This window comes from Neorhizobium huautlense (assembly GCF_002968575.1).
GTDB lineage: Bacteria > Pseudomonadota > Alphaproteobacteria > Rhizobiales > Rhizobiaceae > Neorhizobium > Neorhizobium huautlense.
Genome location: NZ_PVBM01000020.1, coordinates 29,508 through 49,360 on the forward strand (window position 1 = coordinate 29,508; position 19,853 = coordinate 49,360).

Genomic DNA, 19,853 nt, shown 5'->3' on the forward strand with positions numbered 1-19,853 from the left:
TTCATATAGGACGGAAATACGGCCTCGTCACCTTGCCAAATAGCCAAAGTTCATCGCATTTTGCACGCCATGCGTCCTGCCATCCTCGATCCGCTCTTCTCACCGGTCGCCTCTCTTGCGGGCGTCGGCCCGAAGCTTGCCGACCTGATCGCCCGCGTGACCGGCCGAGAGGACGCGGACGACTGCCGTGTCGTCGACCTGCTCTTCCATGCCCCTCATTCCTTGATCGACCGGCGCAATCGGCCAGGGATCGCCCTTGCGCCGCAGGGCGCGATCGTGACGATCGAGGGCCGTGTCGATCGACACCAGCCGCCGCCAAGGGGTAAACCCAACCTGCCCTACCGCGTCTTTCTGCATGATGATACGGGCGAACTGGCGCTGACATTCTTTCGGGCCAAGGGCAACTGGCTGGAGAAATCGCTGCCGATCGACGAGACGGTCATGGTGAGCGGCAAGGTCGAGTGGTTCAACGGCCGTCCATCCATGGTGCATCCGGACTTCATCGTGAAATCTTCGGAAGCGGAGAACCTGCCGCTGGTCGAACCCGTCTACCCGCTGACGGCAGGCCTTTCCCCGAAAATCTTGCGCAAGGCAATCGATGGTGCGGTCGCGCGCCTGCCGATTCTGCCGGAATGGGCCGATGCCAACCTGACGTTACGTCAGGGCTTTCCTTCCGTTACGGATTCCTTCCAAAGGCTGCACGATCCGCGCGACGAGACGGATGTCGATGCACAATCGCCCGCCCGCCGGCGGCTTGCCTATGACGAATTCCTGGCGGGTCAGGTGTCGCTTGCTCTCGTTAGGCAACGCATCCGCAAAGTGCCCGGTCAACCGATTCGCGTGAGGGGTGATCTGGCAGCAGAGATCATAGCCCACCTGCCTTTCTCGCTGACCCCGAGCCAGAAGAAGGCGGTCGACGATATTCTGAAGGACATGGCGGGTGAGGACCGCATGCTGAGGCTGCTGCAAGGCGATGTCGGTGCCGGCAAGACGCTGGTCGCCCTGCTGGCCATGGCGGCTGCCGTCGAGGCCGGCGGCCAGGCGGTTCTGATGGCGCCGACTGAAATCCTCGCGCGCCAGCATTTTTCTACGATCTCGAGGCTTGCAGGCGCCGCAGGCGTGACCGTCGAAGTGCTGACGGGTCGAACGAAGGGCCGCGAGCGCGATCAGATCGTCGAACGCATCGCATCCGGCGAAGCCCAGATCGTCATCGGCACCCATGCCCTCTTCCAAGATGCGATCAATTATCACAATCTGCTCCTGGCCGTTGTAGACGAACAGCATCGGTTCGGTGTCCACCAACGCCTGCGGCTGACGGCCAAGGGTATCTCGCCGCATATGCTGGTGATGACCGCGACGCCCATCCCGCGCACACTGGTGCTCGCCGCCTTTGGCGACATGGATGTCTCCAAGCTGACCGAAAAGCCAGCCGGCCGAAAACCTATCCAGACGGTTACCATTCCTACGGAGCGCATCGGGGAGATCGTTTCCCGCCTTAGAACGGCGATCGCCGACGGAAAGAAAGGCTACTGGATCTGCCCGCTCGTTGAAGAATCGGACATTTCAGACCTGATGTCGGCGGAGGAGCGCTATCAGGTGCTGGCGCAGGAACTTGGCCGCGACAATGTCGGTCTGGTGCACGGACGCATGAGCGGACCGGAAAAAGATGCGGTCATGAGTGCCTTCAAGAACGGCGAACTGCGGTTGCTGGTGGCGACGACGGTGGTGGAAGTCGGCGTCGACGTTCCGGATGCGACTATCATGGTGATCGAGCATGCCGAACGTTTCGGCCTTGCCCAACTCCACCAGCTTCGCGGCCGGGTCGGACGTGGCGACGAGGCCTCGACCTGCATCCTTCTATACAAGGGTCCCTTAAGCGAGACCGGCCGCGCACGGCTGTCGATATTGCGCGACAGCGAGGATGGGTTTCTGATTGCGGAAGAAGATCTGCGCCTGCGTGGTGAGGGAGAGCTTCTCGGGACTCGGCAATCCGGCACGCCCGGTTTTCGCATTGCGAGCCTCGAAGCGCACGCCGACCTATTGGAGATCGCCCGCAAGGACGCAACCTATCTGCTGGAACGGGACCCGGAGCTCACCAGCGAGCGTGGGCAGAATATGCGCGTGCTGCTCTACCTCCACCGCCGCGACGAGGCGATCCGCTTCCTGAGAGCCGGATAATTTACCCCTGAACGACGGGCGGCGGCAAAACCGCGGTCGGCGCTCCGGCACTCGGCCTGTAGTCCGGCGCAATCAGGCCGCCGGAAATCAGCAGCTTGGCTCCCTCTTCCGGCGTCATGTTCAGCATGATGACCTTGCTTCGCGGGACAAACATCAGAAAGCCCGCTGTCGGCACCGGCGTCGGCGGCAGGAAGACCCCGACCATTTCCTCGCCGTCCGCATTGAGCTTCGCCGCGATCTCGCCCTGCGCATCCCCGGAAATGAAGACCAGCGCCCACATGCCGGGACTGGGAAACTCGATCAGTCCGCATTTCTTGAAGGAGGTGGACTGTTCCTTCAGCACGGTCTCCAGGATCTGTTTGACGCTCCTGTAGATGGTGCGGACCAGCGGCATGCGATGCAGGATCGATTCGCCGAAATTGACGATGGAGCGGCCGATCAGGTTTTTGCCGAGAAAACCGATAATGGTAATCAGGACCACCGCCATCACCAGTCCGGTGCCAGGAATGGTGATGTTGAAATAGTATTGCGGGTCGTAGCGTTGCGGAATGTAGGGCGTGACCCAGCTATCGGCCCAGTCGATAAAGGCGAAGGTCAGCCAGATGGTAATGGCCAGAGGCGCGCAGATGATGAGCCCGGTCAGGAAGTTGTTCCGGAGGCGGCCGGCCAGCGATATTCGCTCTGGACTGTCGCTCATTCCGCTTCCTTGAATCACCTAAAGCACTGCCGCATTCATTTGAATGCGACAATGCAGGATGCGATGGTGCGATGCAAGGAAAAGCGGCGGATATCACTCGACGGTGACGGATTTCGCGAGGTTGCGCGGCTGGTCGACGTCGGTCCCCATGAAAACTGCTGTGTGATAGGCCAGCAACTGGATCGGCAGCGAAAAGATCATCGGCGCAATGATCTCATCGACATTCGGCAGCGCGATTGTCGCCATGGTCGGCAGTCGCGACGCGGCGGCGCCCTTTTCGTCGGTGATGAAAATGATCTTGCCGCCGCGGGCCGCCACTTCCTGCATGTTCGAAACGGTCTTTTCGAAGAACCGGTCATGGGGCGCAATGACGATTACCGGCATGTTCTCGTCGATCAACGCGATCGGCCCATGCTTGAGCTCGCCGGCAGCATAACCTTCGGCGTGGATATAGGAGATTTCCTTGAGCTTCAGCGCGCCTTCCATGGCGAGCGGAAAGCTCGTGCCGCGACCGAGATAAAGCACGTCCTTGAAACGGGAGAGATCGCGCGAAAGAACCTCGATCTGCGGCTGGATCTCGTTCAACACCCGGCTCATGATGCGCGGCATTTCAGCGAGATGCTTGACCATCGCCCTTTCGTCGCCGGCCGTCACGGTGCCGCGGGCACGACCGGCGCCAATCGAAAGCGCGGCCAGCACCGCAAGTTGGCAGGTGAAGGCCTTGGTGGAGGCGACGCCGATTTCCGGGCCTGCCAGGATCGGAAAGATCGCATCCGATTCACGCGCTATGGTCGATTCCCTGACGTTGACGACCGCACCGATCTTCAGACCCTGGTCCTTGCAGTACCGAAGCGAGGCAAGCGTGTCCGCCGTCTCGCCGGATTGCGAGATGAAGAGCGCCGCCTGGCTTGGCGACAGCGGCAGTTCGCGGTAGCGGAATTCGGAGGCGACGTCGATCTCGACCGGCAGGCGCGCATAACGTTCGAACCAGTATTTGCCGACCAGACCGGAGAGATAGGCCGTGCCGCAGGCGGAAATGGCAAGGCCGGAGACCTTGCCGAAATCAATCGCCGTTTCATTCGACTTCACCGTATAGGAGGCGAAATCGATATAGTGGCTGAGCGCGTGGGAAATGATCTCGGGCTGCTCGTAGATCTCCTTCTCCATGAAATGGCGATGGTTGCCCTTGTCGACCATGAAGGCGGAAGCTTGCGAAATCTGGCTTGGCCGCTTCAGGGGTTTGCCCTCGTAGTCGATGATCTCGACGCCGTTGTGGGTGATGATTGCGCAGTCGCCATCGACAAGATAAGTGATCTCGTTCGTGAAGGGCGACAGCGCTATGGCATCCGAACCCAAAAACATCTCGCCGCGGCCGTGGCCGATGGCGAGCGGCGGTCCGAAGCGGGCTGCCATGATCGTGGCCGGGTCGTCCTCGAAAATCACCACCAGCGCATAGGCGCCGGAAACGCGGTTCAGCATCGCGAGCATGGCCTCGCGGTGATCGAGCCCCTGGCGGACATATTTCGCCAGAAGATGGGCAACGACTTCGGTATCCGTCTGGCTCTGGAAAACCGCGCCTTCAGCCAGCAGTTCATCCTTCAGCTCGGAAAAATTCTCGATAATTCCGTTATGGACGACGGCGACGCCTTCGACGAAATGCGGGTGGGCGTTGGTCTCGTTCGGCACGCCGTGGGTCGCCCAACGGGTATGGGCAATGCCTATGGTGCCCGGCAGAGGCTCCGCATCAAGCTTCTTTTCGAGGTTGAAGAGCTTTCCTTCGGCGCGACGGCGGTCCATTTTTCCGTCGTGGATGGTCGCGACGCCGGCGGAATCATAACCGCGATATTCGAGCCGCCGCAGCGCATCGACCAGGCGCGCCGCCACCGGTTCTTTTCCGACGATCCCGACAATCCCGCACATAAACCACCCTCTTCGTTTCGTTGGAACCCGCGCAGTCCTAGCCGATTGCCGGCCCGACGCAATCGGCCCGGCGGTCACTTTCGATGTCGGAAAGTAATGCTCGGCAGTTAAGGCGCAATTGTTTATTTTGTTGCTTTTTTAGCGGCCTTGAACGCAAGGGCGCGTTCGCGGATCACTTTGGCACGCTCGAGCTTTACTTCCTGGCGTGCCCGACCGAAAGCCAATGCGTCCGCCGGCACATTCTCGGTAATGACGCTGCCGGAGGCGACGTAAGCGCCGTCACCGATCGACACCGGTGCGACGAGGGCCGAATTCGAGCCAATAAAGGTGTTCGCGCCGATGCGCGTTTCGTGCTTGTTCACGCCGTCGTAGTTGCAGGTGATGGTTCCTGCGCCGATATTCGCATGCGCGCCGATCACGGCATCGCCGATATAGGTCAGGTGATTGACCTTGGCCCCCTCGCCGATTTTACCGTTCTTGACCTCGCAGAAATTGCCGACCTTGGCGCCTGCCGAAAGATCTGCTCCGGGGCGCAGACGGGCAAACGGCCCGACCGTCGCCCCGGCACTGACATGCGCGCCTTCAAGATGCGAGAAGGCATGAATCACCGCGCCCGTTTCCACAGCCACCCCCGGCCCGAACACGACGTTCGGCTCGATCAGCGCGTCCTGGCCGATCTTGGTGTCGTAGGAGAGGAAGACCGTCTCCGGCGCGATCATGGTGACGCCCGAGACCATCAGTTCGTGACGACGGCGCTCCTGCCAGAGCTTTTCCAGAAAGGCGAGTTCGGCGCGGTTGTTGCAGCCGGCAACTTCCGTTTCCGGAGCATCGACGGCCACGACCCTGCCCCCGGCGGCACGGGCGATTTCCACGATATCAGTAAGGTAATACTCACCCTTTGCGTTGTGGTTGTTGATCTTTTCGAGAAACGACAATGCCTTCCGGCCGTCGATCGCCATCAACCCGCTATTGCACCAGGTGATCTTCCGCTCTTCCTCGGTGGCGTCCTTCTCTTCGCGGATCGCGATCAGCTCGTCATTTTCCACCAGGAGGCGACCGTAGCCGGTCGGCTTCTCGGTGCGGAATCCGATGACCACGACATCGGCACCTTGCGCCAACTTTTCGCGCGCCGCAGCAAAGGGCGCTGATGTCACGAGGGGAACATCACCATAGGCAATCAGAACATCATCATAGCTGCGGGCAATCGCCTGCTTTGCCATCAGCACTGCATGGCCCGTTCCAAGACGCTCGGTCTGAAGGAATGTCTCGACGGAAACGCCTTCCACCGCGCCGGCCCTGGCGACGGCCTCCGCGTCGCGCCCGACGACCAGCGCGGCCTCGGAAACGCCGGTCGATGCGATCGCCGCCATCACATGCGCGATCATCGGCCGGCCGGCGACCGGGTGCAGCACTTTCGACATCGACGATTTCATCCGCGTGCTATCGCCAGCGGCGAGGATGACGGCAAGGCAAGAACGGCTCATCGGGAATCTCCTTCCATGCGATTGCACGGGCTTTTAGCAGCAAGATTGTTGAAGCGCGATAAACGGCTTGTGTGCGGCCGCAACAAAAAGGGCCGGCTCGCGGCCTGTGTCGAACGTCCGGGCTACGGATTAACCGGGGCTTTTCGGGATATTCGGTGGTCCCACGCCGGCTTGTCTCTTGCTGAGGCAACATTCGCCTGCCCGTCTCAGATCAAGCCAATTCGCCCTCGTCATATTTTGCGCGGGCGGCCTTGACCGACGAGTGATTCTCTTCGGCCCATCGCAGAACTTTGGAGAGCGGTTCGAAGAGCGAGCGTCCAAGCTCCGTCATCCGATATTCGACGCTTGGTGGTTTTGTCGGGAAGACTTCCCGTTCGATATAACCGTCCCGTTGCAGATCGCGCAGCGTCTGGGTGAGCATGCGCTGGGAAATATCCGGCACCAGCCGCCGTAACTCCCCGAACCGATAGGGCCGACGCGACAGCGCTTCCAGCAGCAACGTCGACCATTTGCCGGCGATGCGGTCGATCACGTCGCGCACCGGACAATTTCCTGCATCCCACCCGGACATATCGCATTCCTGACCGTCGAGGACACGCTTATGCGCCGCCTTGAACACCATGACGGTGGTTCCCTTCAGATAACCATCTCCCCCAAAACTGCCTTCTTTACAGTCAGTCGTCAATTCCTATTTTAGCGCTAGTCTCTTTTTGAGACCAACATTTACACCCGCGCTGGAGCGCCGGTTTCATCGATAGAAGGATAAGATTTGAGATGACCAGACTTCTCGTCACCGGCGCCGCCGGACAACTCGGTCGCGCCGTCCTGCGTCACCTGACGCAGACCTTCAAAGTCGCGCCTGGCGATATCGTCGCGGCAAGCCGCGATCCTCAAAAACTGGCCGGGCTTGCAGCCGAGGGAATTGAAACCCGCGCTGCCGACTTCGACGATGAGGCAGGTCTGGTAAAGGCCTTCACGGGCATCGACCGCGTGCTGATCATCTCGACGGACGAACTCGCTGTCCCGGGAAAGCGACTCAACCAGCACAGGAACGCCGTCGCTGCTGCAGCCAAGGCCGGCGTGAAGCACATCGTCTACACCTCAATGCCCAACCCGGACAAATCGCTTGTCACCTTCGCTCCGGATCACCTCGGGACCGAAGAGGCGATAAAGGCGAGCGGTGTCGCCTACACCATCCTGCGCAATTCCTGGTATAGCGACAACTATCTCATGTCGATGCCGCACAATCTGCAGGTCGGACGGTGGTATACGGCCATGGGCGCCGGCAAGGTGGCAAACATCAGCCGCGACGATTGCGCGCGCGCTGCAGCCGCTGCGCTCGCCAATCCGCCCGCCGGCAATCAGACGCTGACGCTTACCGGTCCCGAATCGCTGTCGGCCGAAGACATCGCGGCACGCGTTTCAAAGGCTGCCGGAAAGCCACTTGAGGTCGTTCACGTCACGGATGAGCAACTCTCTCACGGTCTTGCCGGCGCTGGACTTCCGCCCTTTGTCGTAGAAATGCTGGTTTCGGCGGACGCCAACATTCGCGCCGGCAATTTCGACCTGCTGACGGACGCTTTCGAAAAGCTGACGGGAGCCGCGCCGCAACCGCTTGACACTTATCTGGAAACGCAGAAAGCAGCACTCTCCGGTTAATTCGGACGCGAAGGATTGCAAATCTCCAAAATCCGCGATAATTAGATAGAGTTGCTAAATTCCATCTGATTTGGAGAAAAAATGCGCGCTATTGGCTTGATTGGTGGGATGAGCTTCGAGAGCACCGCGGTCTATTACCGGCTCATCAACGAGATGGTCCGCGACCGCCTCGGCGGTCTGGCCTCCGCCAACGTTTTCCTCCATTCGGTCAATTTTTCCGAAGTCGTCGACATGCAGAAAGCCGGCCGCTGGGATCTGGCGGCCGAGCATCTCGCAAACAGCGCAAGCAGCCTCCAGAGCGCTGGCGCCGAATGCGTCCTGATCTGCACCAATACCATGCACCTCGTCGCGCCAGAGGTCCAGGCAGCAGTTGACGTACCCGTCATCCATATCATCGACGAAACGGCCAAAGCGCTGAAATCGCTGGGCCTGTCGCGTCCGCTTCTGCTCGCGACCCGATACACCATGGAACATGGATTCTACGGAGAGCGCATGAAATCGCTCGGCATCAACGTCATGGTTCCGGACGCCGATGACCGCATGGATATCCATAACATCATCTTTAATGAACTGTGCGCCGGGACCGTTGCCGAGGCGTCCCGCCACCGCGCGATTGCCATGATCGAAAAGGCAAAGGCCGAGGGCGCCGACAGCATCATCCTAGGCTGTACTGAAATCTGCCTCCTTCTCGATCCGGAAAACCTGCCGCTTCCGGGCGTTGATTCCACAACAGTCCACGCAAAAGTTGCCGTGGATTTCGCTCTCGGCGACGCGACAGCAAGTCAGGCCGCAGCTTAATTAGTTGACTCAGTCAAATATTTGGTGGAGAAAAAATCTCTTGATCTGAGGTTTTTGCCATGACTGACCTTGCCTTCCTGGACACCGTTCGCGCCTTCAACCGATTTTACACGAACAAACTCGGCTTGCTCGCGAAGGGCTATCTCGAGTCTCCTTACACACTGACGGAAGCGCGCATCCTTTACGAGATGGGGTCGCGCAAGCGCGTGTCCGCCACGGAACTCAACCATGATCTCGGCCTCGATCCCGCTTATCTCAGCCGGGTGCTGAAAAAGTTTCGAGAGAAGGGCTTTGTCGACAGCCAGCCCGATCCTTCAGACAAGCGAAGCCAGGTATTGGCTATCACGGCGAAGGGACGAGCCGAATACGAAATGCTCGGCGAGCGTTCGCGTCGGCAGATCGAAAACGATCTTGGCAATGTGGACGAGACCGACCGCGAAAAGCTGATCGACTCCATGCAGGCGATCCGTACGATCCTCGACCCCCAATCGACGATGCCCTCGCCGCCTGTGGTCATTCGGTCCCACCGGGTCGGCGATATAGGATGGCTCATTGAAGCCCAGGCGACCGCCTATGCCCGCGAATACGGCTGGAACGAAAAGTTCGAAGGACTGATCGCGGAAGTGGCCGGCAAGTTCATCGCCAATTTCAATCCGGAGCGCGAGCGCTGCTGGATCGCGGAACGCAACGGCCGCAGAGTTGGCTCGGTGCTGGTGGCCGATGGTGGCGACGGCGTCGCAAAACTACGCCTCCTCTACCTCGATCCGGCTGCCCGTGGCCTCGGCCTCGGCCGCACACTGGTGGATCAATGCATCAAATTCTCAACCTTGGCCGGCTACGGAAAACTGTCCCTCTGGACTAACGACGTGCTGTCGGCCGCCATCCACATCTATGAGAAGACAGGCTTCAAACTTGTCTCCGAGGAGAGGCATGCGATGTTCGGGCCGGAATGCACCGGTCAGACCTGGGAGCTTGAGCTCGGCGAGGCAAAACTCTCGGCTGCTTAGACTGCTTGTCCACATGCGCGGCGGAAACGGCGCACGGTTTCCGCCATGCCATATTCCAAGGCATCCGCGGTCAATCCGTGGCCGATCGAAACTTCGGCCAGGTGTGGGATCCGCCTCACGAGCGCGGGCAGATTGGCGACCGTCAGATCGTGGCCGGCGTTGACCCCGAGCCCTTCGCTCAATGCCGCGTCCGCAGTACGCCCGAGCATTTCAAGGATCTCTGCGCCGCGCTGCGGGTCATCGAAGCAGCCGCCGTAAGGGCCGGTATAAAGCTCGATGCGATCCGCTCCCGTCGCCTTCGCCAGCTTGATCGCCTCCACGTCTCCATCGCCATCGGCAAATAGCGAAACCCGCATGCCTTTCCTCTTGAGGCGCGCGACAATCGGCTTCAGCATTTCACCGGTGGCACGGAAGTCAAACCCGTGGTCCGACGTCGCCTGGCTCGGATCGTCCGGCACCAAGGTCACCTGTTGCGGTTCGGTCTTCTCGCAGAGCGCCAGAAAGTCTTCGCTGGGATAACCTTCGATGTTGAATTCCGCCGTCGGGAATTCGTCGTCGATCAAAGCGCGGATTACCGGCAGGTCGGAAAAACGGATGTGCCGTTGATCAGGACGCGGATGCACGGTCAGCCCGGCCGCTCCCGCCTGAAGCGCAATCCGCCCCAGTCCCTCGACGCTTGGCCAGGGAAGGTCCCGGCGGTTGCGCAACATGGCGACGGCGTTGAGATTTACGGAGAGCTTGGTCGGCATGGCAATATCCGTTTTTCAGAGGAGGTGCCGAGCTTTTAGGGCATGGATCGCGCAAACGCCACCGGCTTTGAGGAATTACACCTATAAAGAGTTTTCATCGACGAGAATCCACGTGGCTTGAGGGGCTATCATTTTCGAAAATTTTACATAATGTATTGCTAACAGAATTCGCCGGCCGGACCGAAGGCGGCGGGATACAGGGCTTGCCGGCGAATTCTGTTAGCCAATCATATCGGGTCCGCGTTTTCAGTACCGAGCGCTCAACCGAAGACGCGCCATACTCGTGCAACTCTGGGGTGAGCTGTAGATAGACGCCATTCGCAGGGAGGCCCGATGCGAAGCGACGCCAGATACCCGACAGCCGGACTCAATGCAGTGACAGCCGGTGGACAGACCAAGTTTCTTCCCCAGGTTTCCTTGCCCTTCGAATTACCGGAGGAACCGCTGGCGATTGCCGAGATGGCAGACCTCTTCGGCGTCACCCATCGCACCTTGCACTTTTACGAGGAAAAGGGACTGATCACCGCCGAACGGTCAGGCACCATGCGGGTCTATGGCAGCGAACATATCCAGCGCATGGCGGTGATCAATGCCTGCCGGGAGATCGGCATGTCGGTCGCGGTGATCCAGGAACTGATGGATGAACTGGCCGGCGCAGCCTCCCAGGCGGAAGCGGACGATCTGTTCCAGAACATGCTGTCGCGGCGCAAGCGAGAGTTGACCGCTGACATATCCAATATCCGCCGGCAGATGCAGCAGATCGAAAGCCTTCTTTCGACGGAAGATGAGGATGGCACGAGTGAGGCGGCGCGCCCCATGTCGCTGGTCTTGTCCGACATCGAGAAACGATGTCTGGCGCTGATGGCCGAAGGTTATTCCGCACCACGCCTTGCACGCACCCTCGATCTGCCATTCGAAGAACTCCGCGAGATGGAAGACGGCATCATCCGGAAATTTCAGGCCACCAACCGTTTCCAGGCTGTCGCGAAGGCGCTGCTGCTTGGCATGGTGCCGAATTGATCAGCGCACAATGGTCAATGTCTCGGCCGCACGGGTGATCGCGGTATAGAGCCAGCGCTCGCGCGTATCGCGAAAGGCAAAGCTCTCGTCGAACAGCACGACATTGTTCCATTGAGAGCCCTGCGCCTTGTGAACCGTCAGAGCGTAGCCGTAGTCGAACTCGTCGTAGCGCTTGCGTGTCGACCAGGGGATTTCCTCGTCGCTTTCGAACGCCTGCTTGAGGAGTTTGATCTTCGCCGCACCGCGATCCATGTCGTCGTCTTCGGGCCGGATCATGAGATTGATCCCGGGTTTTACGGTCTCCCGGGAGGAGCTCATCACCTGCCAGAGCGAACCGTTGAGCAAGCCCTTCACCTGATCGTTGCGCAGGCAGACCAGCTTGTCGCCGGATTGGGGGTAGTCTGCCGTAAAGCCCTTCAGCTCCCGGAGCCTTTGGTTGTAGCGCTTGCGGGTCTTGTTGGTGCCGACCAATACCTGGTCCGCCTCCAGCACCAGCGGCTGGGTCACCTCGTCGCGTGAGATTACTTTCGCCGTCCCGTAGTCGCCATACATGATCTCCTTGCCTTCGCGAACATTCATGGCGAGCTGGATGATCGGGTTGTCGCGAGCCTGACGGTGGATATCGGTGAGCAGATAATCCGGCTCCTGCTCGGTGAAGAAACCGCCCCCTGAAACCGGCGGCAGCTGGCCTGGGTCGCCGAGCACCAGGATCGGCGTACCGAAGCTCATCAAATCCTTGCCCAAAGCCTCGTCCACCATCGAGCATTCGTCGATGATGATCAGTGCAGCCTTGGCGACCGGGCTCTGGCGATTGATCGAAAACATCGGCGCGATCGACGTCTTGCCGGTTTCCTCGTCCTCCACGGCCTCCTCGCCGCGCGGGCGGTAGATCAACGAATGGATGGTCTTTGCATTCCGCGCACCCTTCGAACGCAGCACCTGAGCGGCCTTGCCGGTGAAGGCGGCGAACAGAACGTCACCATCGACATTTTCGGCAAAATGCTTGGCGAGTGTCGTCTTGCCTGTGCCGGCATAACCGAACAGCCGGAAAATCTGGCTACGGCCGTCCTTCAGCCAGCGTGAAACGGCTTTGAGAGCCTCGTCCTGTTGCGGTGCAAATTGCATGGGCGCGACTTGGCAGGATTCGAGGAGGAATCGCAACAGAAAAAGAACGAAAGTAGATCAAGCTGAGACGAAGACGTTCAACTGCTAGCAGATACATGCCGCGTAGACGGAAAATTCCGAGCCTGGGCCTTCACCGCAGCGGGTCGTTCTCAAGCTCAATCGGTCGGCCATGGGGTGTCGCTTCCGCCGCCCGCTGCCAGCTTTTCTGGAGAGAAAGAATGGCATCGGCGTCCGCAATGCCTTTATCGACCAGAAGACCGGACAGCGCGGTCACCCAGCAGTTGAAATAGTCGCTGCCGTCCTCGGCGCGGCCGGGCTTGTGCACCTCTGTGGAAAGCGCCTCCGCCCATTCGCTCCAGGTAAAGACACCCCTCTCGTGCAGATGCACGGTCATTGCGAAGGCTTCCGCGGCCCAGGGTTCGGGAAAGGTCGGATCTCCTTCCGGAGACTTCGGCAAACCGGGTGAACGCGCAAGCGGCGACGGAATTTTACAGGCGCTCAAGGTAACTCTCCCAGGCGTCGACCGAGATGGTCAATGTCGGATCGGCGCCCTCGCCCCAGATCTCGCCAGCGCCGAAGACGACCGTATAGACCCATTGCGGATTTTCGCCCTTACGGTGAGCATTGTCGTCTGGAAAGACGTAAGAACCCTGCACGGCCTCCACGACACCGACCTTGGCGCGGGCGTACCGCGGCAGCCGTGTATGGGTTTTCGGATTGAAATTTTTCGTCCTGACCTTGTCGCCCCGCCGGAAGAGCGGCTCGGTCTCCACCGGGCGGTCGCAAGGTCCGCCGCGGGCGAGCGCCGCCGGCACCATGTCGGCCTTCAGAATACGCTTCGGCGTTGCCGGCTCCATCTGCTTTACGCCTGCGTCGATCTCGCCTCTTGTGGCAAAACCATGCCTTTCGAGCAGCATTTCCAGTCCCCGCGTCCAAATCTCGTAATAGCTGGCGGAGAGATAATCCGCCGGCGGGATGTTTTCGCGCGCATGGCGGCTTTCGTCGATAGTCCAGGCACCGAAGGCGCCACAGGAGAGCGTAATCCCGAGTGCCCGCTTTTCCCACTCGGCGTGAAAATAGGGCTCGTCCTTTTCGGGCGCTACGGGGCCGAAGCCCATCTGCCCACCAAGATCATGTGGTCCGTTCATGCCGGCACCCCCGCAATCGCCGTGCCGATCATCGCGTCGCGGCTGACGAGTTTCGCAAGCTCCTCCTCGCTCATGTTCTCGGTGCCGTCCGGCCGTTCGGGAATGACGAGATAGCGAAGTTCGGCGGTCGAATCCCACACCCGTATCTTCTTGTCGTCCGGCAGCGTGAGCCCAAATTCGGCAAGCACGCCGCGCGGATCGATGACCGCCCGGGATCGATAGGGCGGCGCCTTGTACCAGACGGGCGGAAGGCCAAGCACCGCCCAGGGATAACAGGAGCAGAGCGTGCAAACGACGAGGTTATGCGTTTCCGGCGTGTTGAACACCGCCCGCATGTGTTCGCCCTGGCGGCCGGCATAGCCCAGACTCGCGATTGCAGCTGTCGCGTCCTCTTTCAGCCACTCGGCGAATTGCGGATCGCTCCAGGCCTTGGCGACAACGTGAGCGCCATTGCGAGGCCCGACCTTTGTTTCGTAAGTCTCGACGATCACGTCGATCGCCGCCGGGTCGATCAACCCCTTTTCCGTCAGGACGGTTTCCAGCGCCCTGACCCGCGCCTGCATGTCGCTATAGCGGTTGTCGTGGTGATGATCATGGTGATGGTGATGATGGTCTGCAGACATGCCCATTTCTTTCATCGCAGCATCGGCCAGAGGCTTGCGACGAGCAAGACGGCCATCGTGATATTGAACCATTTCAGCCGGACCGGCACGGACAACCACTCCCGCAAGGCGGATCCAAAACCCGCCCAGGTGGATACGCTCGGCACGTTGACGGCTGCAAATGCGAGCCCCACCAGGAGCACGGTCGGTACGTAATATTCAGGGTTGGTATAGGTCGCCATGGCGGTCACTGCCATGACCCAGGCTTTCGGATTGACCCACTGGAAGGCGGCGGCACCGAAAAAGGTCATCGGTCGCGCGCCGGTCTTGCCGTCCGAGAGGCTGCGCGAAGTGCCGATCTTCCAGGCGATCCACACCAGGTACAGCCCGCCTGCGAATTTCAACGTGGTATAGACGACCGGGACGGTCTGCAGCAGCGCCCCGAGCCCCAGCCCGACGGCGATCAGCAGCGAAAGAAAACCGACGCCGATGCCCAGCATGTGCGGGATCGTTCGCGCAAATCCGAAATTCACACCCGACGCGAAAAGCATCATGTTGTTCGGCCCTGGCGTGATCGAGGTGGTGAAGGCGAACAGGACAAGGGCCAGAAAGGTTTCCAGCGGCATAAGAACTCCCGAGCGCCAATCCGATCCCGTTATCTGCGTCGCCTCCTCTGCGGAAGGCCTTATGCCGTTGATAGGATCGTTCCGGTCGATCCGCAAGCGGAACTTGGAAGCTTGGGTTAAAGCTATATCTGAATAGCACGAACGCCTGCAATCGATAGGCCGAGGTCCCAATGCCCGATATCCCTACAGTCACTCTGCCCTCTGGCGTCTCCGTGCCGGCCCTCGGCCTTGGCACCTGGAACATGGGGGAGGACGTCCGCAAGGCAAGTGCCGAGATCGAAAGCCTGAAACGCGGCCTCGATCTCGGGATGACCTTGATCGACACCGCCGAAATGTATGCCGAAGGCGGAGCCGAGAAGATCACCGGCGCAGCCATTGCCGCCCGCCGCGACGAAGTATTCCTGGTCAGCAAGGTCTATCCGTGGAACGCAAGCCGCCAGGGCGTGATCGATGCCTGTGAACGCAGCCTGAAACGGCTGAGAACCGACCGTCTCGATCTTTATCTTCTGCACTGGCGCGGCGAACATCCGCTTGCCGAAACCGTCGCCGGTTTCGAGGAGCTGCGCCGAGCCGGCAAGATCGGCGCCTGGGGCGTCTCGAATTTCGATGTCGCGGATATGGAAGAACTGATGATCGTACCGGAGGGCAAGAATTGCGCCGCCAATCAGGTCCTCTATAATCTCTCCCGCCGCGGCGTCGAATATGATCTCCTGCCCTGGTGCCAGCAACGCGAAATCGCCATCATGGCCTATTCGCCGATCGAGCAAGGGCGGCTCGTCCGCAACGACACCCTGATCCACATTTCCAAGGCCTATCAGGCGACGCCGGCGCAAGTGGCTCTCGCCTTCCTGCTGGAGCGCGAGGGTGTGATCGCCATTCCCAAATCCGCCAATCCGGATCGGGTTGCCGAAAATGCCGCCGCCGCGGAGCTGGAGATCAGCGACGAGGACTGGGCAGCCCTCGATGCCGCCTTTCCACCGCCAACGGAAAAAAGACCATTGGCTATGATCTAGACGTTCTCAGTCCAGATCGAGCGCCTTCCGCCCGGCGGCCAACGCATCCACCGCCCGGAAGACGTCGATCTCTGCCCATGTCCGTGTGTCGCGGTAGCTGGGATAGAGCGCGAAGGTCGCGGCGACCAGTTGATCAACCGTCGGCCGCGCCTGCCGGCGCGGCACCATTGCCTTCGAAAACCGGCTTAGCCTGTCCTCTGTCAGTCCCCAGCCGGAGTAGAAGGGCGCGCCATAACAACGCACAGGCAGACCGCGTAGCAAGGCGTCCAGCCCGAACTGGCTGGAAACGGTCCAGACCTCGTCCACTGCCGCCAGTATGGAAGACACCGAGACCGCATCCGAGAGCAGGATCACGCCCGGCGTCCGGGCTGCTTTTTCCGTCAGATAGCCCTTGCGGAAACCGGCCATCACATCCGGATGCGTGCGCACCACGCATTGAGCGCCGCTTGCCACGGCATCATCGAGCATCCGTGCGAAGCTTTCCGGCGAGCCGCCGGACATCGGAACGGAAACGTCGCCGAACACCTGGTCCACCAAGAGAATACGACGCTTCGTCGTCCGCTCCAGTTTAAGCTCCCGATGCGGCAGGTTGTTGTATTTCGAGAGCCTGTTTTCCACGAGCGCGTTGCGGATATCCGACCCAAGCGCTCCCACATCCATCTGCGCCGAACCCGCGATCAATTGCTCCAGGCGAGACGCCCTGGAAGCATCCACCGGCATGCCCAGATCGTCGACAGCGATGGAAATCGGCAAGGTATTCTCCTTGCCTAGTCCCACGGAGCGAATGTACCCATCTTCGAGATACCAATATGGCAGCCTGCGGACCCAGGCTATGCGGCGCGCCAGCTTGGCGGTGGATCGTCCACCCCAGAACACGATACCCCTGATCCCCGGAGTAAATGCAGACTCCAATTTCTGCAAGCTGAAATAGTGCTTCAGCCATGGAGCAGATCGCGTCACATAATGGGTGGCGCCGAGGCGCATGCCGACAGGAGGGTACCAATCTTTCATGAAGTCGATCCCGACCCTCTCCCCGAACATTCCTGAACGGCTGCTCACATTCCCTGGGGACCGCGGTTCATAGCGGCAATGCCGGTACGGCAGACCTCGACCAGGCCGAGCGGCTTCATGACCGCGACGAACTGATCGATCTTGGAGGACTTGCCGGTGATCTCGAGGATGAAATGCTCGACCGTGGCATCGACCACCTTGGCGTGGAAGGCGTCCGCGAGCCGCAAGGCCTCGGCGCGATGCTCTCCCCGCCCGACGACCTTGACCAGGGCGACCTCGCGCTCGATCGGCCGCTCCTGACCGAGTTCGCGAGCGCGCACGGTCAGATCGACGACGCGATGGACCGGCACGATCCGTTCCAGCTGTGCCTTGATCTGCTCCAGAACCGTCGGCGTGCCGCGCGTCACGATGGTGATGCGGGAAAGATGGGCCTCGTGTTCAGTTTCCGAAACCGTGAGGCTTTCGATATTGTAGCCGCGCCCGGAGAAAAGCCCGATCACCCGGGCAAGCACTCCCGGCTCATTGTTGACGAGAACGGAGAGCGTGTGGCTCTCCGCCTTAGCCGTTTCCGGCGCAATGAAATAGGCAGATCCGGTCGGTTGCTGATGCGCATTCATGGTATTGGGTCCGTTTCTCAGAATTCAGTTTAAGGTTCGCAGCTCGCTTCAGACGAGCTGGCGGCCCTTCGCATCGATCGCATTGGCAACCGCTTCGTCACTTGCTTCGTCCGGCAGCAGCATCTCGTTATGCGCCTTGCCCGAGGGAATCATCGGGAAGCAGTTGGCGAGATTGGCAACGCGGCAGTCGAAGATGACCGGCTTCTTGACCGCTACCATCTCCTCGATCTTACCGTCCAGTTCCTTCGGATCGTCGCAGTACATGCCAACGGCGCCGTAGGCTTCAGCAAGCTTCACGAAGTCCGGCATCGCTTCCGTATAGGAGTTTGACAGGCGGTTGCCATGCAGCAGCTGCTGCCACTGGCGCACCATGCCCATATACTGGTTGTTCAGGATGAAGATCTTGACCGGCAGATTGTACTGGATCGCCGTCGACATTTCCTGGATGCACATCTGGATCGACGCGTCGCCGGCAACGTCGATGACGAGTGCATCCGGATGGGCGACCTGAACGCCGATTGCGGCCGGGAAGCCGTAGCCCATAGTGCCGAGGCCGCCGGAGGTCATCCAGCGATTGGGTTCCTCGAAGTCGATGAACTGCGCCGCCCACATCTGATGCTGGCCGACCTCGGTGGTGATGTAGGTATTGCGGCCTTTCGTCAATTCATGGAGCCGCTGCAGCGCATATTGCGGCATGATGACATCGTTGGAGTTCTTATAGGAGAAGGACTTGCGGGCCCGCCAGCGGGCGATCTCCTGCCACCATTCTTCCGTCTGCGCTTTCGCCGGCTTCTTTGGCAGAGCCCGCCACAACCGAACCATGTCCTCCAGGACGCTGCCGACATCGCCGAGGACCGGGATATCGACGTGAACATTCTTGTTGATCGAGGACGGATCGATGTCGATGTGAACCTTGCGCGAGTTCGGCGAGAATGCGTTGAGGCGGCCGGTGATGCGATCGTCGAAACGGGCGCCGATGCAGACCATCACGTCGCAATCGTGCATCGCCATGTTGGCCTCGTAGGAGCCATGCATGCCGAGCATACCGAGCCAGTTCGTGCCGGACGCAGGATAGGCGCCCAGTCCCATCAGCGTGGAGGTGATCGGGAAACCGGTGAGCTCGACCAGTTCGCGCAGCAGGCGCGAGGCCTCCGGTCCGGAGTTGATGACGCCGCCGCCGGTATAGAGGATCGGGCGGCGCGCCGTGGCCATCAGATCGATCGCGGCCTGGATGGCCTTCAGATCGCCCTGCGTCCTCGGCTGATAGCTGATATTTGCAGCAATTTCGGGTTTCGGCGTATAGGTGCCCGTCGCGAACTGGATGTCTTTCGGGATATCGACGACGACCGGACCCGGACGGCCGGTCTGGGCGATCCGGAAGGCTTCGTGGATGATGCCGGCGAGTTCGTTGACATCCTTGACCAGCCAGTTGTGCTTGGTGCAGGGGCGCGTAATGCCGACCGTATCGCATTCCTGGAAAGCATCCGAACCGATGAGCGTGGTCGGTACCTGGCCGGTCAAGCAGACCAGCGGCACAGAATCCATCAATGCGTCCTGAAGCGGCGTGACTGCATTCGTCGCACCCGGGCCCGACGTCACCAGCATGACGCCGACCTTGCCGGTGGAGCGGGCGTAACCTTCAGCCGCGTGGCCGGCGCCCTGCTCGTGACGCACGAGAATGTGCTGAACCTCCTCCTGCTGAAAGATCTCGTCATAGATCGGTAGAACGGCACCGCCGGGATATCCGAAAATGTGCTCGACGCCGTTGTCCTTCAGCGCTCTCAGAACGATCTCTGCGCCAGTCATCCGGTTATCTGGCATCTGGTTATTGCTGTCCGTCATTGTCTTGGTCCATTCGCTGCTGGATTTTTACCGGCGGCTCCTCCGAGCCGGATTGAAGGCACAAAAAAAGGCCCCTTGAGGAGCCTGTCTTTCCGCGCATGGGTGGCTGTCGCCGGATGGTTACACCATCCTGCCCATGCGCGTTCCCACCACAATAAGAGCGATCGATATTTTCATGGCGCGAAGTGTTAGCCAGATAAATTGCATTCGTCAACGCCACCTTGCACCAAAAAAAGCCATCCGCCTGATTTTGCTGCCCGTTACGCATTCGAGGCGACATCCCCCTATACCAGTTGTTAAGCCGGGACACCTATATTCGACATGTTGGAGGGTTACGACCCGGCCGACGGATGAGCC

The 19,853-nt window shown here is 60.2% G+C and carries 19 protein-coding genes; 6 read left to right on the forward strand and 13 right to left on the reverse strand.

The features are described 5' to 3' along the window. Window positions 1-69 precede the first annotated feature (69 nt). On the forward strand, window positions 70-2,178 hold the full coding sequence (gene recG / locus C5L12_RS19825; RefSeq protein WP_105373790.1) for an ATP-dependent DNA helicase RecG: 2,109 nt from the start codon (window positions 70-72) through the stop codon (window positions 2,176-2,178). Between the two features lies 1 nt (window position 2,179). Here the strand turns inward: recG and C5L12_RS19830 are convergent, their stop codons facing one another. The 4 genes from C5L12_RS19830 to C5L12_RS19845 all read right to left on the reverse strand — a co-directional run bounded on the left by C5L12_RS19830 (window position 2,180) and on the right by C5L12_RS19845 (window position 6,901). Next, a complete protein-coding gene (locus C5L12_RS19830) occupies window positions 2,180-2,875 on the reverse strand; it encodes a DUF502 domain-containing protein (protein WP_105373791.1) in 696 nt (231 codons plus the stop codon). 93 nt (window positions 2,876-2,968) lie between these two features. Then, window positions 2,969-4,795, reverse strand: a complete 1,827-nt coding sequence (glmS, locus tag C5L12_RS19835; RefSeq protein WP_105373792.1) for a glutamine--fructose-6-phosphate transaminase (isomerizing) — start codon at window positions 4,793-4,795, stop codon at window positions 2,969-2,971. Between the two features lie 122 nt (window positions 4,796-4,917). Beyond that, a complete protein-coding gene (gene glmU / locus C5L12_RS19840) occupies window positions 4,918-6,279 on the reverse strand; it encodes a bifunctional UDP-N-acetylglucosamine diphosphorylase/glucosamine-1-phosphate N-acetyltransferase GlmU (RefSeq protein ID WP_105373793.1) in 1,362 nt (453 codons plus the stop codon). 211 nt (window positions 6,280-6,490) lie between these two features. After that, a complete protein-coding gene (locus tag C5L12_RS19845; RefSeq protein WP_105373794.1) occupies window positions 6,491-6,901 on the reverse strand; it encodes a winged helix-turn-helix transcriptional regulator in 411 nt (136 codons plus the stop codon). Between the two features lie 152 nt (window positions 6,902-7,053). On the opposite strand from C5L12_RS19845, the gene C5L12_RS19850 reads away from it, so the two are divergent. From C5L12_RS19850 to C5L12_RS19860, 3 genes are all read left to right on the forward strand, one after another. Further along, on the forward strand, window positions 7,054-7,938 hold the full coding sequence (locus tag C5L12_RS19850; protein ID WP_105373795.1) for an SDR family oxidoreductase: 885 nt from the start codon (window positions 7,054-7,056) through the stop codon (window positions 7,936-7,938). A gap of 81 nt (window positions 7,939-8,019) precedes the next feature. Next, on the forward strand, window positions 8,020-8,736 hold the full coding sequence (locus tag C5L12_RS19855) for an aspartate/glutamate racemase family protein (protein WP_105373796.1): 717 nt from the start codon (window positions 8,020-8,022) through the stop codon (window positions 8,734-8,736). 59 nt (window positions 8,737-8,795) lie between these two features. Then, window positions 8,796-9,743, forward strand: coding sequence for a bifunctional helix-turn-helix transcriptional regulator/GNAT family N-acetyltransferase (locus C5L12_RS19860; protein ID WP_105373797.1), 948 nt, complete (start codon window positions 8,796-8,798; stop codon window positions 9,741-9,743). Here the strand turns inward: C5L12_RS19860 and C5L12_RS19865 are convergent. Then, on the reverse strand, window positions 9,740-10,492 hold the full coding sequence (locus C5L12_RS19865) for a pyridoxine 5'-phosphate synthase (RefSeq protein WP_105373798.1): 753 nt from the start codon (window positions 10,490-10,492) through the stop codon (window positions 9,740-9,742). The genes C5L12_RS19860 and C5L12_RS19865 overlap by 4 nt on opposite strands. A gap of 333 nt (window positions 10,493-10,825) precedes the next feature. On the opposite strand from C5L12_RS19865, the gene C5L12_RS19870 reads away from it, so the two are divergent. Further along, window positions 10,826-11,512, forward strand: a complete 687-nt coding sequence (locus C5L12_RS19870; protein ID WP_105373799.1) for a MerR family transcriptional regulator — start codon at window positions 10,826-10,828, stop codon at window positions 11,510-11,512. Here the strand turns inward: C5L12_RS19870 and C5L12_RS19875 are convergent, their stop codons facing one another. From C5L12_RS19875 to C5L12_RS19895, 5 genes are all read right to left on the reverse strand, one after another. After that, complete coding sequence (locus tag C5L12_RS19875) at window positions 11,513-12,637, reverse strand: ATP-dependent DNA helicase (protein WP_105373800.1); 1,125 nt, start codon at window positions 12,635-12,637, stop codon at window positions 11,513-11,515. A 130-nt stretch (window positions 12,638-12,767) separates the two neighbouring features. Beyond that, the gene (locus tag C5L12_RS19880; RefSeq protein WP_105373801.1) at window positions 12,768-13,139 is read right to left on the reverse strand and encodes a nitrile hydratase accessory protein; all 372 of its coding nucleotides are present in this window, start codon (window positions 13,137-13,139) and stop codon (window positions 12,768-12,770) included. Beyond that, window positions 13,126-13,785, reverse strand: a complete 660-nt coding sequence (gene nthB / locus C5L12_RS19885; protein ID WP_105373802.1) for a nitrile hydratase subunit beta — start codon at window positions 13,783-13,785, stop codon at window positions 13,126-13,128. Before nthB ends, C5L12_RS19880 begins: the two co-directional genes overlap by 14 nt. Next, entirely contained in the window at window positions 13,782-14,408 is a 627-nt protein-coding gene (gene nthA / locus C5L12_RS19890) for a nitrile hydratase subunit alpha (protein ID WP_105373855.1), read from the reverse strand. The genes nthB and nthA overlap by 4 nt, the downstream gene beginning before the upstream one ends. 11 nt (window positions 14,409-14,419) lie before the next feature. Next, a complete protein-coding gene (locus C5L12_RS19895) occupies window positions 14,420-15,013 on the reverse strand; it encodes a LysE family translocator (protein WP_105373803.1) in 594 nt (197 codons plus the stop codon). Window positions 15,014-15,183: 170 nt separating this feature from the next. Here C5L12_RS19895 and C5L12_RS19900 point away from each other — a divergent pair, with 170 nt between their 5' ends. Further along, a complete protein-coding gene (locus C5L12_RS19900; RefSeq protein ID WP_105373804.1) occupies window positions 15,184-16,026 on the forward strand; it encodes an aldo/keto reductase in 843 nt (280 codons plus the stop codon). Between the two features lie 6 nt (window positions 16,027-16,032). Here C5L12_RS19900 and C5L12_RS19905 read toward each other — a convergent pair whose 3' ends face one another. Genes C5L12_RS19905 through C5L12_RS19915 form a run of 3 tightly spaced genes read right to left on the reverse strand, consistent with a single transcriptional unit; the run spans window position 16,033 to window position 19,496 of the window. Further along, window positions 16,033-17,037, reverse strand: a complete 1,005-nt coding sequence (locus C5L12_RS19905) for a capsular polysaccharide export protein, LipB/KpsS family (protein WP_245422976.1) — start codon at window positions 17,035-17,037, stop codon at window positions 16,033-16,035. Between the two features lie 44 nt (window positions 17,038-17,081). Next, complete coding sequence (ilvN, locus tag C5L12_RS19910) at window positions 17,082-17,654, reverse strand: acetolactate synthase small subunit (protein ID WP_105373805.1); 573 nt, start codon at window positions 17,652-17,654, stop codon at window positions 17,082-17,084. Between the two features lie 48 nt (window positions 17,655-17,702). After that, entirely contained in the window at window positions 17,703-19,496 is a 1,794-nt protein-coding gene (locus tag C5L12_RS19915; protein WP_105373806.1) for an acetolactate synthase 3 large subunit, read from the reverse strand. Window positions 19,497-19,853: the final 357 nt, after the last annotated feature.

Excerpts from the sequence above, each read along its gene's own strand:
- C5L12_RS19850 (WP_105373795.1), top strand. The coding sequence starts at position 7,054 with ATGACCAGACTTCTCGTCACCGGCGCCGCCGGACAACTCGGTCGCGCC.
- C5L12_RS19895 (WP_105373803.1), bottom strand. The coding sequence starts at position 15,013 with ATGCCGCTGGAAACCTTTCTGGCCCTTGTCCTGTTCGCCTTCACCACC.
- C5L12_RS19855 (WP_105373796.1), top strand. The coding sequence starts at position 8,020 with ATGCGCGCTATTGGCTTGATTGGTGGGATGAGCTTCGAGAGCACCGCG.
- C5L12_RS19870 (WP_105373799.1), top strand. The coding sequence starts at position 10,826 with ATGCGAAGCGACGCCAGATACCCGACAGCCGGACTCAATGCAGTGACA.
- nthB (WP_105373802.1), bottom strand. The coding sequence starts at position 13,785 with ATGAACGGACCACATGATCTTGGTGGGCAGATGGGCTTCGGCCCCGTA.
- glmS (WP_105373792.1), bottom strand. The coding sequence starts at position 4,795 with ATGTGCGGGATTGTCGGGATCGTCGGAAAAGAACCGGTGGCGGCGCGC.
- C5L12_RS19900 (WP_105373804.1), top strand. The coding sequence starts at position 15,184 with ATGCCCGATATCCCTACAGTCACTCTGCCCTCTGGCGTCTCCGTGCCG.
- C5L12_RS19865 (WP_105373798.1), bottom strand. The coding sequence starts at position 10,492 with ATGCCGACCAAGCTCTCCGTAAATCTCAACGCCGTCGCCATGTTGCGC.
- nthA (WP_105373855.1), bottom strand. The coding sequence starts at position 14,408 with ATGTCTGCAGACCATCATCACCATCACCATGATCATCACCACGACAAC.
- ilvN (WP_105373805.1), bottom strand. The coding sequence starts at position 17,654 with ATGAATGCGCATCAGCAACCGACCGGATCTGCCTATTTCATTGCGCCG.
- C5L12_RS19860 (WP_105373797.1), top strand. The coding sequence starts at position 8,796 with ATGACTGACCTTGCCTTCCTGGACACCGTTCGCGCCTTCAACCGATTT.
- C5L12_RS19830 (WP_105373791.1), bottom strand. The coding sequence starts at position 2,875 with ATGAGCGACAGTCCAGAGCGAATATCGCTGGCCGGCCGCCTCCGGAAC.
- C5L12_RS19845 (WP_105373794.1), bottom strand. The coding sequence starts at position 6,901 with ATGGTGTTCAAGGCGGCGCATAAGCGTGTCCTCGACGGTCAGGAATGC.
- C5L12_RS19875 (WP_105373800.1), bottom strand. The coding sequence starts at position 12,637 with ATGCAATTTGCACCGCAACAGGACGAGGCTCTCAAAGCCGTTTCACGC.
- glmU (WP_105373793.1), bottom strand. The coding sequence starts at position 6,279 with ATGAGCCGTTCTTGCCTTGCCGTCATCCTCGCCGCTGGCGATAGCACG.
- recG (WP_105373790.1), top strand. The coding sequence starts at position 70 with ATGCGTCCTGCCATCCTCGATCCGCTCTTCTCACCGGTCGCCTCTCTT.
- C5L12_RS19905 (WP_245422976.1), bottom strand. The coding sequence starts at position 17,037 with ATGAAAGATTGGTACCCTCCTGTCGGCATGCGCCTCGGCGCCACCCAT.
- C5L12_RS19915 (WP_105373806.1), bottom strand. The coding sequence starts at position 19,496 with ATGACGGACAGCAATAACCAGATGCCAGATAACCGGATGACTGGCGCA.